A 14591-nucleotide genomic window follows, 5' to 3' on the forward strand; every position below is an offset into this window, starting at 1 on the left:
ATTCTCCCGCCCCGCCCCGAGTATCGGGGGGCACGATGACGGAAAGATTGCGGCATTTCGCGGTCCCAGTCGAGTGTAGCAGGACCGGCGCGCAGGGTATCGTCCCCCCGTCGTGTATCAACGACAGCCACGGCCATCCGGATGCGTGCCCGGGCCGTACAATGACGAACGCCCGACGACGGCACGCCGTCGGGCGCCGCCGTCCGACCAGTTGAACAAGGAGTTCCCCACATGGCCAAACGCCTGGCGGCGGCCGGCGCGGCACTCGCCCTGCTCGCGCTCGCGGCCTACGCGCTGATCCCCGCCGACCCGACCGGCGCCGCGCCCGAGGGGCGCCGCATCGCCGTGGAGACGACGCCGATCGGGCGCGGCACGCTGGTGGACCGGCGCGAGTTCCCCGGCAGCCTGGAAGCGGCGGCCGAATTCACCGTGGCGCCCAAGGTCGGCGGCCGGGTCGAGGCCATGCTGGCGGACATCGGCGACCGCGTCGCCCGCGGCGACGTGGTCGTCCGGCTCGACGACGCCGAGTACCGGCAGGCGGTGACGCAGGCCGAGGCCGAGCTCGCCGTGGCGCGGGCGCAACGGCGCGAGGCGCGCAGCAACCGCACCCTGGCCGAGCGGCGCCTGGAGCGCGTGCGCCGCCTGCGCGAGCGCGGCATCGCCGCGGCTTCCGAGCTGGACGAGGCCGAGACCGAGGCCGCCGCGCAGACCGCGGCGACCGCCGTGGCCGAGGCCCAGGTGACCCGGGCCCGCGCGGCCCTGGAGGCCGCCCAGGTACGGCTCGGCTATACCCGGATCGCGGCCGACTGGCCGGGTGCCGGCGAGGCGCGCGTGGTGGGCGAGCGCCTGGTCGATACCGGCGACACCGTAGCCGCGAACACGGCCATGCTCACGATCCTGGACATCCGGCGGCTCAAGGCCGTGATCCGGGTGCCGGAGGATGTCTACGCCGGCGTGGCGCCGGGTCAGCAGGCCGAGGTCCGGGCGAGCGCCCTGCCGGGCCGCGTCTTCCCGGCCACGGTCGCCCGGATCGCGCCGCGCTTCGACACCGACTCCCGCCAGGCGCGCGTCGAGCTGACCGTGGACAACCCGGAACGCGCCCTGGTGCCCGGCATGTTCGTCCAGGTGGCAGTGGCCGCCGGGCGGGTCGAGGACGCCCCCCTGCTGCCGGCGACCGCGCTGGTCGAGCGCGGCGGCCGCACCGGCGTGTTCGTGCTGGCGCCGGAGGCGGACACCGCGCGCTTCGTGCCCGTGGACGTGGCCCTGCGCGCCGACGGCCGGGCCGCCCTCGCCGCCCCCGGCGACCTGGACGGCGACGTGGTCGTCCTGGGCCAGAACCAGCTCGAGGACGGCACCGCCGTGGTCCGCGCCGACACGGACGACGGCGACGCATGAACCTGCCCGCCCTCGCCGTCGACCGGCCGGTGTTCACTGTCATGGTGACGCTGATCGCCGTGCTCCTGGGCCTGGTGGCCCTGCTGCGCCTGCCGGTGGACCTGCTGCCGGATATCGAGACCCCGGCCCTGACCGTGTCGGTGGACTACGAGAACGCCGCGCCGGAAACCATGGAGGAGCTGGTGGCGCGGCCCGTCGAGCGGGCCGTGGCCTCCACGCCCGGGCTGGAGGAAATGATCTCCACCTCCGCCGAGGGCGTGACCAACGTCACCCTGCGCTTCGCCTGGGGCACCGATGTCGACGGCGCCGCCAACGATGTCCGCGACCGGCTGTTCAGCGAGCTCGACGAGCTGCCCGAGGACGCCGGCCGGCCGCAACTGCGCAAGTTCGACAGCGCGGACCTGCCGATCCTGATCCTGGGCATCAGCAGCGGCATCGACCCGATCGAGCTGCGGCGCCTGATCGACAACCAGCTTTCGCATCGCCTGCAGCAAGTGCCGGGCGTGGCCGCGGTGGAGGTCTGGGGCGGTCCCGAACGCGAGATCCACATCGACCTGGACCGGCGGCAGGTGCAGGCACTGGGCCTGTCGCTGACCCAGGTCCGCGAAGCCCTGACCGCCGCCAACCGCAACCTGCCGGCCGGCTCCATCCTGGTCGGCGACCGCGAGCTGACCCTGCGCACGCCGGGGCGACTCAGCGATCTGGCCACCCTGCGCGAGACCGTCGTCGCCACCGTCGACGGGGCCCCGGTGCGCCTGCGCCAGATCGCGGCCGTGGCCGATACCCAACGGCGCGAGACGCGCCTGATCCGGATCGACGGCGAGCCCGGCGTGCGCATGGGCGTGCGCAAGCAGTCCGGCGCCAATACGGTGGAGGTCGTCTCCCGGATCATGGACGAGGTCGAACGGCTCAACCGCGACTTCCCGCAGGCCCGGCTCACCCCCTTCTTCGACACCTCGGACTATATCCGTCAGTCGATCCGCAACGTTTCCCGCTCGCTGCTCTACGGCAGCGCCCTGGCGGTGCTGGTGCTGCTCGCCTTCCTGGGCAGCCCGCGGGCGACGCTGGTGGTGGCCACGGCGATCCCGGTGTCGCTGATCGCGACCTTCGCCCTGGTCTATTTCAACGGCTTCACCATCAACCTCATGACCCTCGGCGGGCTCGCCCTGGGCGTGGGCCTGATGGTGGACGCCGCGATCGTGGTGCTGGAGAACGTGATGCGGCGGCGCCAGGAGCTGGGCGAGGCGGCGCGCGAGTCGGCGGTGGCCGGCACCCGCGAGATCGCCGCGGCCATCGTCGCCAGCACGCTCACGACCCTCGCGATCTTCGTGCCCATGCTGTTCGCGCGCGAGCTGGCCGGCCAGCTCTTCCGGCAACTCGCGATCGTGGTCGCCTTCGCCCTGGTCTGCGCGCTGCTGGTGGCCCTGACACTGGTACCGATGCTCGCCGCGCGCGTGGTCCGCGACGGCGACTCGCCGGGGCCGGCGCCGCTGCGGCGCCTGAGCGACCGGGCCGCGGCGGGCTTCGCGGCCTTCCGGGAACGCTATCGGCACGTGCTGGACACCGCCCTGGCCCGGCCGCGGACCGTGCTCGCCGGGACCGCTCTGGCGGTCGCCGCGGCGGTCGCCGCCCTGCCCCTGATCGGCACCGAATTCATGCCCGCCAGCGACGAGGGCGAGGTGCGCGTGAGCCTGGAGATGCCCCCGGGCACCCGCCTGGAGGTCCTGGACCGCCAGACCCGCCGGGCGGAGGCCGTGATCCGGGAGGCCGTGCCGGAGGCCACCTCCGTGGTGACCAGCGTGGGGGCCTCGTCCCACCGCGCCGAGGGCGGCGCCGAGGCGGATATCCGCGTCGAACTCGCGCCGCTGGCGCAGCGCGACCGCGGCAGCGCCGAGATCGCCGCCGACCTGCGGGCGGCGATCGGCGCCCTGCCCGACACCACGGTACGGGTGCGCGTGCGCCAGCCGTTCTTCCTGCGCATGCTGCAGGGCGGCGGCGAGGCCGAGAGCCTGCAGATCGAGGTGCGCGGCTACGAGTTCGCGACCATCGACGACCTGGCTACCCGGGTCGCCGAGCGCGTGCGGTCCATTCCCGGCGTGACCGACGCGCGCTTGCCGCGCACCGGCGGCGAGCCGCAGCGGCTGGTCGTGGTCGACCGACCCCGCGCCGCCGACCTGGGCGTGTCGGTCGAGGACGTCGCCCGCACGGTCGAGACCGCCATCGCCGGCGGCAACGCCGGCTATTTCCTGGACGACGGCGACGAAGTGCCGATCGTGGTCAAGCTGGCGGACAACCTCACCGTCACCCCCGCGCAACTGCTGGAACTGCCGGTACCGGCGGCCGACGGCCGTCGGGTGCGGCTGGGCAATGTCGCCGACCTGCGCGAGGCCAGCGGCCCGACCGTGATCGACCGCAAGAACCAGCAGCGGCTGAAGACGGTCTATGTCAACATCGCCGGCCGGGACCTGGGCTCGGTGGCCGCGGACGTCCAGGCCGCCCTGGACGGCATCGCGCGGCCGGCGAACTACGACCTGATCCTGTCGGGGGAATACGAGGAACAGGTGGAAACCTTCGGCGAGCTGGGACTCAACGTCCTGCTCGCCCTGTTGTTGGTCTACATGGTCATGGCATGTCTGTACGAATCCCTGCGCGATCCGTTGATCGTGATGACCACGGTGCCGATGGCACTGATCGGCGTGGTCGCCGCCCTGCTGGTCACCGGCACCACCCTCAACGCGCAATCGCTGGTGGGCTGCCTGATGCTGATCGGCATCGTGGTGAACAACGCCATCCTGATCGTGGACCAGGCCAACTTGCTTCGCCGCGGCGGGCGGACCGTGGCGGACGCGATCCGGGAGGCCGGGCGACGGCGGCTGCGGCCGATCCTGATGACCGCGGCCACCACCATGCTGGCGCTGCTGCCGCTGGCGATCGGCCTGGGCGAGGGCGCGGACTCCCAGGCGCCGCTGGCACGGGCCGTGATCGGCGGCCTGTTGTCGGCGACCCTGATCACCCTGATCGTGATCCCGGTGGTCTACGCCGGTTTCCACGGCGCCTGGCCGGCCCGCCGGGGGAACGCGGAGGCCCCGTCGTGAGGGCCGCGGCGATCGCGCTGGCCGTGGTGCTGGCCTGGCCCGCCGCGGCGGCCGAGCCGGACACGCGGGTATCGCCGCCACAGGTGGTGACGGCACCCGAGTCCGGCCCCCTGCGGCTGTCGGTGGAAGAGGCCGTGGCCCTGGCCCTGCAGCACAACCCCGCCCTGCTCGCCGAGCGCCAGCAGCCGATCGTGGCCGGGGCGTTCGAGGCGATCGAGCGGGCCGTCTTCGACCCCGCGCTGTTCGCCGGGATCGAACGCGGCGCCGAGGTCACGGAACAGACCTTCGCCGACTCCGGCGACAACATCCTCGTGGACCGGGACACGGAGAGCGCCCGGATCGGCCTGCGCCAGACCCTGCCCACGGGCACCGAGCTGGAACTGACCCTGAGCCAGGACCGGATCGAATCCAACCGCAACCCGACCCAGAGCGGCGCCCGCGCGGGCCTGTCGATCACCCAGGCGCTGCTGCGCGGCGCCGGCATCGACACCAACCTGGTCGCCCTGCGCCAGGCGCGCACCGACACCCTGGCCTCGGCCTACCAGCTACGCGGCTTCGTGGCCACGCTGGTGGCCGACGTCGAGACCACCTACTGGGCCTACCTGGGCGCGCGCGAACGCATCCGCATCCTGGAGACCTCGCGCGAGCTGGCCGAGCGCCAGGTCGAGGAGACCCGGCAGCGCATCGACGCCGGCACTCTCGCCGAGACCGAGCTGGCGGCCGTGCGCGCCGAGGCCGCCCAACGCCGCCAGGACCTGATCGACGGCCGCGCCGAGGCGGCCCGCCTGCGCACCGAGCTGCTGCGCCTGATCGCGCCGCCCGGCGAGGCCGACTACGGGCGCGGCGTCGAGCCGGTGAGCGAGGTCGACCTCGAGCCGGTGGCGCTGGAAGCCGCGGCGGACCACGTCCGGCTCGCCCTGGACCGCCGCCCCGAGCTCAACGAGGCGCGCCTGCTGCTGGCGCGCAACGAGCTGGAAGTGGTCGCCACCCGCAACGGCCTGCTGCCGCGCCTGGACCTGTTCGTGACCCTGGGCGGCACCGGCTTCGCCGAATCCTACGGCGACGCCTGGCGCGGGGTGGACGAGACCGACACCTACGACCTCTCCGCCGCGCTGGAATTCGAGTACCCGCTGGGCAACCGCGCCGCCCGCGCCGACAACCGCCGCGCCCTGGCCGACCGCACCGCGGCGCGCGCCAGCCTGACCAACCTGGAACGCCTGGTCGGCGCGGACGTGCGCGCGGCCGTGCTGGAAGCCGAACGCGCCGCCGCCCAGATCGAGGCCTCGGGCGCCACCCGCGCCCTGCGCGAGGAGGCCCTGGCGGCGGAGGAGGCCCGCTTCGACGTCGGCCGTTCCACCAGCCTGCTGGTGGCCCAGGCCCAGCGCGACCTGGTCGCCGCGCGGCTCGACGAGGCCGATGCCTACATCGCCTACCGCCAGGCCCTGATCGATCTGTACCGCCTGGACGGCACCCTGCTGGTGCGGCGCATGATCGAGGCGCCGGGCTGGGAACCGCCGAGCCTGAACTGGGAACGCCAGGGGCACCAGTGATGCCGCATGGACAGGGCAATCCGCCGATTCACGCCGATGGACGCTGATCATCGGCGGATCGTTTTCAGGACCGGCGCCACGGGCGGCCCCGCAACGCAAACCCATCCACCGATCACACGGATGACACGGATTGGCCCGGCAGTCCATTAACCCATTAACAACCAATCATCTGCGTCAATCCGCGTTCATCTGCGGATTACTTGCAAGAGCCAGGACTACGAATAGTTCCGGAACGCAAGGCGATCCACGGATTTCACCGATTACACCGATTCTTGTCCTTCAATCCGTGTCATCCGTGTAATCTGTGGATTCCCCCCGGACCTGCGACATTCGGTCGCATTCCGCCGCGGCGGCGTCCCGACTAACCTACCGTCCGGTCGCGCCGTCCCAGGCGGTGCAAAACCCAGAACCGACCGGACAACCCGCGATGACACGCCTGCGCCCGCTCGCCGCGGCGGCCCTGCTGCTGCCCGCCGCCGCCCTCGCCGACCAAGCCGAAACCCTGGAAAGCATCGACGTCACCGCCGACCGCGCGGCGACCGCCGCCGTGGCCGCGGATGAGCTCGGCGATCCGGCACCGGACACGGCCGCGGCGCTGGCCCGGCTGCCGGGCGCCGGCGTCAACCGCAACGGCCCGCTGACCGGCATCGCCCAGTACCGCGGCCTGTACGGCGACCGCCTCAATGTCCTGGTGGACGGCGCCAGCCCGGTATCCGGCGGCCCCAACGCCATGGACACGCCCCTGAGCTACCTGCCGGCGGCGCGCCTGGCACGCATCGAGATCCACCGCGGGATCGCGCCGGTGAGCGACGGCATCGAGACCCTGGGCGGCACCGTGCGCGCCACCTCGCGGGCGGGGCGCTTCGCGAGCGGCGACGGCGTCGAACTGTACGGCGATGCCGCCGCAGGCCTGCGCAGCGCGGACGACGGCCGGAGCGTCACCGGCCTGGCGGGCGTGGCCGGTCGACGGCATCGCGCGCACGCCGCCGTGACCCGCGAGCGCGGCGACGACCGCGAGACCGCCGCGGGCACGGTGGCCGCCTCGCGCCACGAGCGCGATGTCTACGAACTGGGTTACGGTCACCGCGAGGATGATCGCCGTGTCTCGCTGGACTACCGCCGCAACGAGACCGGCCCCACGGGCACGCCGGCGCTGCCCATGGATATCGACGTCATCGACACCGACCTGCTGCGCGCCGGGTACGCGACTTCGTTCCGCGGCATCGGGCTGTCGGCGGACGTCGCCTACAACGACGTCCACCACCGCATGAGCAACGACAGTCTGCGGCCGCCCGCCAACCCGATGATGCGGCGCTACACCGTGGCCGACGCCGACGGCGGCTCCTACCGGCTGCGCGCCGACATCCCGCTCGCCACAGGCAGCCTGGCGGTGGGCGTGGACGGCCGGCTGGCGCGCCACGACGCCGACATCTTCGCACCCGACAACGATGCCTTCTTCGTGCGCAACTTCAACGACGTCCGCCGCGATCTGCACAGCCTGTTCGGCGAATGGTCCGGGCCACTGTCGGCGCGGCTGGGCGCGACCCTGGGCCTGCGCTACACCCGGGCGACGACCGACGCCGGGCGGGTGGACGGCACCCCGGCGATGATGATGCCGGCCGCCGCCACCCTGCGCGACCGCTTCAACGCCGCCGACCGCGAACGCACCGACGACAACCTCGATCTCGCCCTGGCCCTCGAATACGTTCTGCGCCACGACCTCGACCTGACCGCCGGCCTCGGGCGCAAGACCCGCACGCCCTCCTACCAGACGCGCTACCTGTGGCTGCCGCTGCAATCGGCGGGCGGACTGGCCGACGGCAACAACTACGTGGGCGACATCGACCTGGACCCCGAGGTGTCGCACGAGGCGACCCTGGGCCTGGACTGGCATCCGGGTCGCTTCCGCGTTTCGCCGCAGGCGTTCTACCGCCGGGTGGACGACTACATCCAGGGCGTGCCCGCCACCGATCCCGCCGTGCTCATGGCCAGCGGCATGACCGGCGATCCGACCCCGCTGCGCTTCGCCAACGTCGACGCCGAGCTCTACGGCATCGACGCCCTGTGGTCGGTGCAGCTCGCCGACCGCTGGTTCCTGGACGGCAGCCTCGCCTACGTGCGCGGAGAGCGCCGCGACATCGACGACGACCTGTACCGCGTCGCCCCGCCCAACGCCCGCGTGGCGCTGAGCCACCGCCGCGCCCGCTGGTCGGTGACGCTGACCGGCGAGGCCCACGACGGGCAGGACCATGTCTCGGCGACCAACGGCGAGACCGAATCCGGCGGCTACGGCCTGCTCCACGTCTCCGGGCGCTACGAATTCCCGCGTCACGGCCTGACCCTGAGCGCGGGCATGGACAACCTGCTGGACAAGGCCTACCGGCCGCATCTGGCGGGGATCAATCGGGTGGTCGACAGCGATATCGCCGTGGGCGAGCGCCTGCCCGGCGACGGCATCAACGGCTACGTGCGGCTCTCGCTGGCCTGGTGAACCGGCTCGAGGCCGAAAGCGATCCGCGGATTCACGCGGCTGGACGCGGATCAGGCCCTACCAGTGCTCGACGATGACGCGGTTGCGGCCCGCGTCCTTGGCACGGTAGAGCAGCCCGTCGGCGGCCTCGATCACGGGCTCGGGGCGCGTGTCGGGGCGCGGGCACAGCGTGACCAATCCCACGCTCATGGTGGCCGACCACGGCTCCACGCCGCCCGAGCCGCCGAGTTCGAGCTCGCGCCGCAGGCTCTCGGCCCGGTAGACCATCTCGGCGGGGTCGGCGTCGTACCAGGCGAGCACGAACTCCTCGCCGCCCAGGCGGCCGACACAGTCCTGGGGCCGGCGCGCGGCGCCGCGCAGGAGGTCGGCCAGATGCTTCAGGAAATCGTCGCCGCGGGCGTGCCCGTAGGCATCGTTGTAATCCTTGAAGTGGTCCAGGTCGATCATGGCGATACCGTAGCGCGCGCCCTCGCGCGCGGCGTGGCGCAGGCCCCGGTCGATCGTTTCCAGGGCAGCGCGCCGGTTGAGCACCCCGGTGAGGTCGTCGTGCATGGACAGGTGCTCCAGGATGCCCCGTTCCAGCCAGACCGAGCGCGCCAGGTATTCCTGGGAGTAGCCGCCGACGAAGGCCACGGCCACCAGCAACAGCATCGCCATGACCCGGTACCACTCGTCCGACTCCGGCACGACCAGCAGCGCTTCGTTGGCGACCATGATCGCGGTCATCAGCAGGGCCGCCGGCAGGAAGGCGCGGAAGCGCAGCCGCGCGATGAAGAACACCGCCACCACGAGGACGCCGATGAACTCCAGGGGGATGTCGAAACCGTAGACGGCGCCGATCGCCCGCTCCGCCAGGAAGCCGAAGGCCAGCAGCAACGCCGAGCCGACGAGGGCGATATCGGCATACCGGCGCCAGGCCGGCACCGCGGTCACCGCGATCGCGATCACGAACGCCGGCACCTGCAGGCCGTACAGCACCGGTACCGTCAGGCGCTGGAAGCCTTCCGGCGCGTTCAGGAGATCGTTGTAGAGCGGCGTGCCGAGCACCGTGAGCAGGCCCAGACACAACAGCGCCAGCCGGAAGCCGCGGCCGGACTCGCGGTAATCCTCGCAGAACCGGGATTCCAGGGGCGACGCGAAGCGCAGCAGGCGATAGCCGCGCGCCCTTTGGGCACGCAGCGCCTTCACGTCGTTCATGCGATCCGCGCCGGCCATTGCCTTTCTATCGGCTGACGGCCAGCCGCACATTACGCCCGTGCCGCAGAAAACCGCGGCGCGGGCCGGGGGTCAGTCCGACAGGTGCTCCTCGGTCAGTCCGGGGTCGGCGGCGATCTGCGCCTCGGTGAACCGGAAGGGCACCCATTCCTTCGCCGAATAGCGCCACGTCTGATCCTTGTAGTGCGGACTCGCCGGATCGCTGGACTGCGAGTAGGTAACGAAGCCCTCGGCGATCGGCGTGCCCTCGTCGTCCCAGGTGACGGTCTGAATATAGCTGTTGCCACGCAGGACCGGGTAGCCGGTCTCGTCGAGCGGCGCGCCGCCGGTGACCGTGAACGAGCCGGTGGCGTTGCCGAGGTCGCCGAAAATGGGGATGCGTTCGTCGTGGATACCCGAGTACTGGACCTCGCCCATGGGCGCGTCGAGCGCGAAGCCGGCGTCGGTGACCGCGGTCACGGCATCGCCCAGGGCCGCCTGCACCAGCGGATTCAGGACGTTGAGGTCGCGCGGGGTGGTCACCGGTTCGTCCGCGGAGAACGGCGTCAGCCACAGAGGCGGCACGTCCGGCCCCACCGGCAGCAGGGCCTCGCTGGCGCGGGTCCAGAACTCTCGCCACAGATGGCCGCCGCGGGAGTCGAGATTGGTCGCCAGGTCCCAGTCCGCAAGCACGTCGCAGGCCGCGCTCACGTCCACGGGACCGCCGTCGGTCACGACCGTGCCCAGCGGGCAGATGCTGCCGACCACGGCGTCGCGCGCCAGTTCCCCGGAATGGATCGAGCTGTCGAGCACGATCTCCTGGAGATTGTCGAGCGTGAAGCCGGTGCCGGGCAGGCCGTCCGTGCCGTCCAGCCGGCGCTGGATCTGGAGGATGCCCAGGCGCGTGCGCAGGCTGCGCTCGGTCTCCTCCTGGCCGATGATGGACGCGAAGCCCGTGAGCGGTTCCTGCGGATGGGTCAGCCAATAGCTGTCGTTCATGTTGGAGACGTGATCCCGCCGGACCAGGGTCGGCAGGTTGCCGGGGCCGAAGATGCCCGGCGCCGGCGCGTCCGGGTCGGTGTCCCACTCGCAGGCGCTGCGCGAGCCGTCCAGGATCGGCAGGCCGGGCATGAGCTGGCCCAGCACCGGCGTCAGCAGCGTGGCGCATTCCGTGACCTTGCTGTCGGGCACGTTGGGCACCACGGTGACGTCGCCGTAGTAGACCGGCTCGTCCGGACCAGTGGCCACGGTATTAACCCAGGGCACGCCCAGGATCTCGGCGTGCAGGTCGATGAACTCGTCCAGGGAACGCGCCCGGTTCCAGGCGAAGAACTGGTTGATCAGGCGCGTGTTCTCGGCGTTGGCGTCGCGCAAGGTGTAGGCGGTGAGCCCGTTCCAGCTCAGTACCGGGATGCCCGAGACCGACAGCTCCAGCATCGGCCCGTAATGCGAGCGGTAGAGGGTACGCGTGGCCTCGGTGAGGCTGCCGTCCGCCTCGCGGACGCGGATGGTGACGTCCTCGCTCTCCATGTCGACGAATTCGCCGTCGTAGAGATACTGCGTCGGGTCCGCGGGATTGAGCTTGAGTTCGTAGAAGCTGAAGCGGTACGCGGTGGAGACGGTGTGGCTCCAGGCGACGTGCTCGTTGAAACCGATCAGCACCGCGGGCACGCCGTACAGCGAGGCCCCGAAGATATCCACTTGGCCGGGGATGGTCAGGTGCATCTGGTAGAGCCGCTCGGTGCCCTCCCAGGGGAAGTGCGGATTGCCGAACAGCATCGGCCGGCCGGTCTGGGTCGCCTCCGACCCCAGCCCGTACATGTTGCTGCCGATATCCAGATCCCCCAGCGGCATGTCCGAGGGCTGCAGGGTGTCCAGGATGGTATCGATCGGCGGCGTCTCCAGGATCTCGCCGGGCGCCGGCGGCGCGGCGCCGGCGATCTCGTTCACGAACACCGAGGAGCTGGCCAGCACGCCGAGCCGGAAGTAGCGCCGGTACATGTCGCGGGCGTCGATCTCGCGCACCCAGTCGGCATCCCGGCAGGCGGCGTGCCGGCCGGCATGTTCGCCGTCCTGGATCTCGCGCACGTAGCGGGAATAGCCCTCGGCGAAGCCACGCGTGGCGCGCGCGGCCGGACCGGCCGCGGCCTCCTCCAGGGCGTCCAAGCGCGCGTCGGTGAGCACGAACGACCAGAAGAAATCCGACTCGACGTTGCTCGCCGTGGTGCCGTTGGCCGGGATGCTGTAGCTGCCGTCCCGGCCCAGGAACTCGGCGCGGCGGCCGTTGATGGTGAGGAAATCCTCCGCCAGCACACAGAGGTTGTCGCGGGCCTGGACATAACCCAGGCCATAGCCGAGGCTGGCGTAGTCGTCCGCCTCGATGTGCGGAATGCCGAACGAATCGGTCCGGATATCGACGTCATAGGGCAGCGACAGACCGTCGCCGGCACCCGTGCCGCCATCACCACACGCGGACAAAAAAGCGGCCAGAACGGCCGCTGTCAAAGATCGCCTCATCGGATCCCTCCCCCGCCTACCGGCGGCACTCTCGCACCTTGCCCCCAGGCCCGGTCTTTCGTTGTAGGAATTTACTGACGCAGTAATCTACCCTGCGCTTACACGTCGGCCAATGGTAAAAATGTACTTCCGGTTGCCATAGGAGACCGCTCATGCTGACCGCACCGCGCCGGCCGATGCGCCGCTTCCGTCCCGAGTCGCCGACCCTGGCCATCGGCACCCTCGAGCGCCGCCACCTGGACCTCGAATGCGGGCGGGTGGCCTACCTGCGGCACGGCCCCACGGGGGCGCCACCCCTGCTGCTGGTGCACGGCATCCCCACATCCGCACGGCTCTGGGAGCCCCTGCTGGGCACGCTCGGGGCCTACTACGACTGCATCGTGCCGGACCTGCTGGGCCTCGGCCGCTCCCGGCCCGCGGCCGGCGCCGACCTCGCCAGCCCCGGGCAGGCGGACATGCTGGCGGCCGTGCTCGACGCGCTCGACATCGAGACCTGTCTCGCGGTCTTCCACGACCAGGGCGGCGCCCACGGCGCGCAAATGCTCAAGCGCCACGGCGGACGCGTGGACGCCGCCGTGTTCACTGATTGCGTGTGCTACGACAACTGGCCGGTGCCGGTGGTGGACGCCCTGATGCGTCTGGGGCCGGCGACCCGGCCGCTCGCCGCGACCCGCGTGCTGCAGTACGCGATGCGGGTCTTCCCCTGGCCGCTGACCACCTTCCGCGGCCCGATCCTCCAGGCGGCGCGGGAAGACTGGGAATACGCCCTGAACACCGGCGGCGAGGCCCTGACCCACTGGATCGACTACACCGCCAGCCAGTCCTCGCACTGGAGCCAGGACGCGGTATCCGCGCTGCAATCCTGGACCAAGCCCGCACACGTGATCTGGGCGGCCCAGGACCGCTTCCTGCCGCCCTCCTGGGGCGTGGAGCTCGCCCGCGACATCCCCGGCGCCGACGACAACCCGGAACTGCTGCCGTTCGCGGGGCACTTCTGGCAAATGGAAGTCCCGGCCACAGGGGCGGCGGCAATCCACCGTTTTTTTTCGAACCTGGGCTGACGACGTCAGAAGAAAATAATCCACTGATTACGCAGATTGACACCGATTATTTATCTGGAACCCGTGAATGCCGCACCTGTAGATCGCTGCTTTTCTCCTTCTCCCCCTTGGGGGAGAAGGCCGGGATGAGCAACTGTCTTGCACTCAGCCTGTGCTCGGCACGGTATCGGGTTGCCACTCGGTGCCATCCCGCAGCATCGCATTGAGCCGGATTAGCAAGCTGCGCATGCAGGCCACTAATGCCACCTTCGGCGGTTTACCCGCTGCCAGCAAGCGTTGGTATCGGGCTCGTAGATCCGGTTCATATCGCACGGCCACCAAGGTCGCCATATACAGCACGCTGCGCGCGGCGGCCCGACCGCCCCAGGTGCTGCGTCGCCCACGCCAAGCGCCGCTGTCTCGATTCAGCGGCGCTACACCGACCAGCTTGGCAATGGCCTTGCGGTTCAGGTGACCCAGCTCCGGGATGTGTCCCAACAGGCCTGCTGCATTGATCTGGCCGATACCCGGCACTTGGTCCAAGTGTCTGGCGCGCTCCGCCACCGGCGATGCTTGGGTCAACAGCTGATGGATGCGTGCCTCAATCGCCTGAATGGCCCGGTCGAGCGCTTCAATGATCTCCTTGATCGAGGCGCGCACCACACGGTCAGCCTGGGGCCGGCGGTTGCGTTCGGCTGTGCGCATTCGGACCAACGTGCTGCGTCGGCTGACCAGCGCTTGCAATTGCTGCTCGGCCGCTTGGGGCGGCACATGGCGCTGTAAATCGAGTAACGCCCCCATCTGGGCCAGGATGCGTGCATCCAGCGCATCGGTCTTGGCGAGCTCGCCGGTGGCCTTGGCGAAGTCCCGAACTTGGCGGGGATTGACGTGACATACGGGCAAATCCGCCTCAAACAGGGCAGCGAGCACGCCTTGCTCGTAGCCTCCGGTGGCCTCGATCACAATCTGGGCTGGCGCATGGCCTCGCGCCCACTGAATCAGCTCGGACCAGCCCGCCGGGCTGTTATCGAAACGTTGAACTGGGGTTTGATCGCTGGCGGCGACGTCCAGAGCCCGCTTGGCCACGTCCACACCGATCGCCTTGGTCATGGCTACCTCCCGTTGCATACTGCCTGAGGTGATGAGAGCAGGCTCTCGCCGGCTCTGCCTTGTGGATACGGGCGATCGCCCCGGCAACTGTTCGAGCTTGGCGAGAGCCACGAGTCTGGCGGTCCCAGCTCATCCTCGGCCTCGAAGGCCTAGGGGTGAACGGCCTGCCAGACTCGGCTCTCATCACCACCCTACAACG

8 protein-coding genes are annotated in these 14591 nt (G+C 70.8%); 5 read left to right on the top strand and 3 right to left on the bottom strand.

Translation table 11 applies throughout. From position 1 onward, the window contains the following. Positions 1-231 precede the first annotated feature (231 nt). From PC39_RS13205 to PC39_RS13220, 4 genes are all read left to right on the top strand, one after another. Positions 232-1395 (top strand): efflux RND transporter periplasmic adaptor subunit, encoded by a 1164-nt coding sequence (locus PC39_RS13205; protein WP_353253868.1) that lies wholly within the window; start codon positions 232-234, stop codon positions 1393-1395. After that, positions 1392-4490, top strand: coding sequence for an efflux RND transporter permease subunit (locus PC39_RS13210; protein ID WP_353253869.1), 3099 nt, complete (start codon positions 1392-1394; stop codon positions 4488-4490). Before PC39_RS13205 ends, PC39_RS13210 begins: the two co-directional genes overlap by 4 nt. Then, complete coding sequence (locus PC39_RS13215) at positions 4487-6040, top strand: TolC family protein (protein WP_353253870.1); 1554 nt, start codon at positions 4487-4489, stop codon at positions 6038-6040. The genes PC39_RS13210 and PC39_RS13215 overlap by 4 nt, the downstream gene beginning before the upstream one ends. Before the next feature lie 427 nt (positions 6041-6467). Further along, entirely contained in the window at positions 6468-8531 is a 2064-nt protein-coding gene (locus tag PC39_RS13220) for a TonB-dependent receptor (RefSeq protein ID WP_353253871.1), read from the top strand. 57 nt (positions 8532-8588) lie between these two features. Here PC39_RS13220 and PC39_RS13225 read toward each other — a convergent pair whose 3' ends face one another. Both PC39_RS13225 and PC39_RS13230 read right to left on the bottom strand, forming a co-directional pair. Continuing rightward, complete coding sequence (locus PC39_RS13225) at positions 8589-9728, bottom strand: GGDEF domain-containing protein (protein ID WP_353253872.1); 1140 nt, start codon at positions 9726-9728, stop codon at positions 8589-8591. Between the two features lie 90 nt (positions 9729-9818). After that, positions 9819-12230, bottom strand: coding sequence for a penicillin acylase family protein (locus PC39_RS13230; protein ID WP_353253873.1), 2412 nt, complete (start codon positions 12228-12230; stop codon positions 9819-9821). Positions 12231-12394: 164 nt separating this feature from the next. Here PC39_RS13230 and PC39_RS13235 point away from each other — a divergent pair, with 164 nt between their 5' ends. Beyond that, positions 12395-13303, top strand: coding sequence for an alpha/beta fold hydrolase (locus tag PC39_RS13235; RefSeq protein WP_353253874.1), 909 nt, complete (start codon positions 12395-12397; stop codon positions 13301-13303). A gap of 144 nt (positions 13304-13447) precedes the next feature. Here the strand turns inward: PC39_RS13235 and PC39_RS13240 are convergent, their stop codons facing one another. Further along, on the bottom strand, positions 13448-14392 hold the full coding sequence (locus tag PC39_RS13240; RefSeq protein ID WP_353253875.1) for an IS110 family RNA-guided transposase: 945 nt from the start codon (positions 14390-14392) through the stop codon (positions 13448-13450). Positions 14393-14591: the final 199 nt, after the last annotated feature.

This window comes from Salinisphaera sp. PC39 (assembly GCF_040361335.1).
In the GTDB taxonomy this organism is placed as follows: domain Bacteria; phylum Pseudomonadota; class Gammaproteobacteria; order Nevskiales; family Salinisphaeraceae; genus APNM01.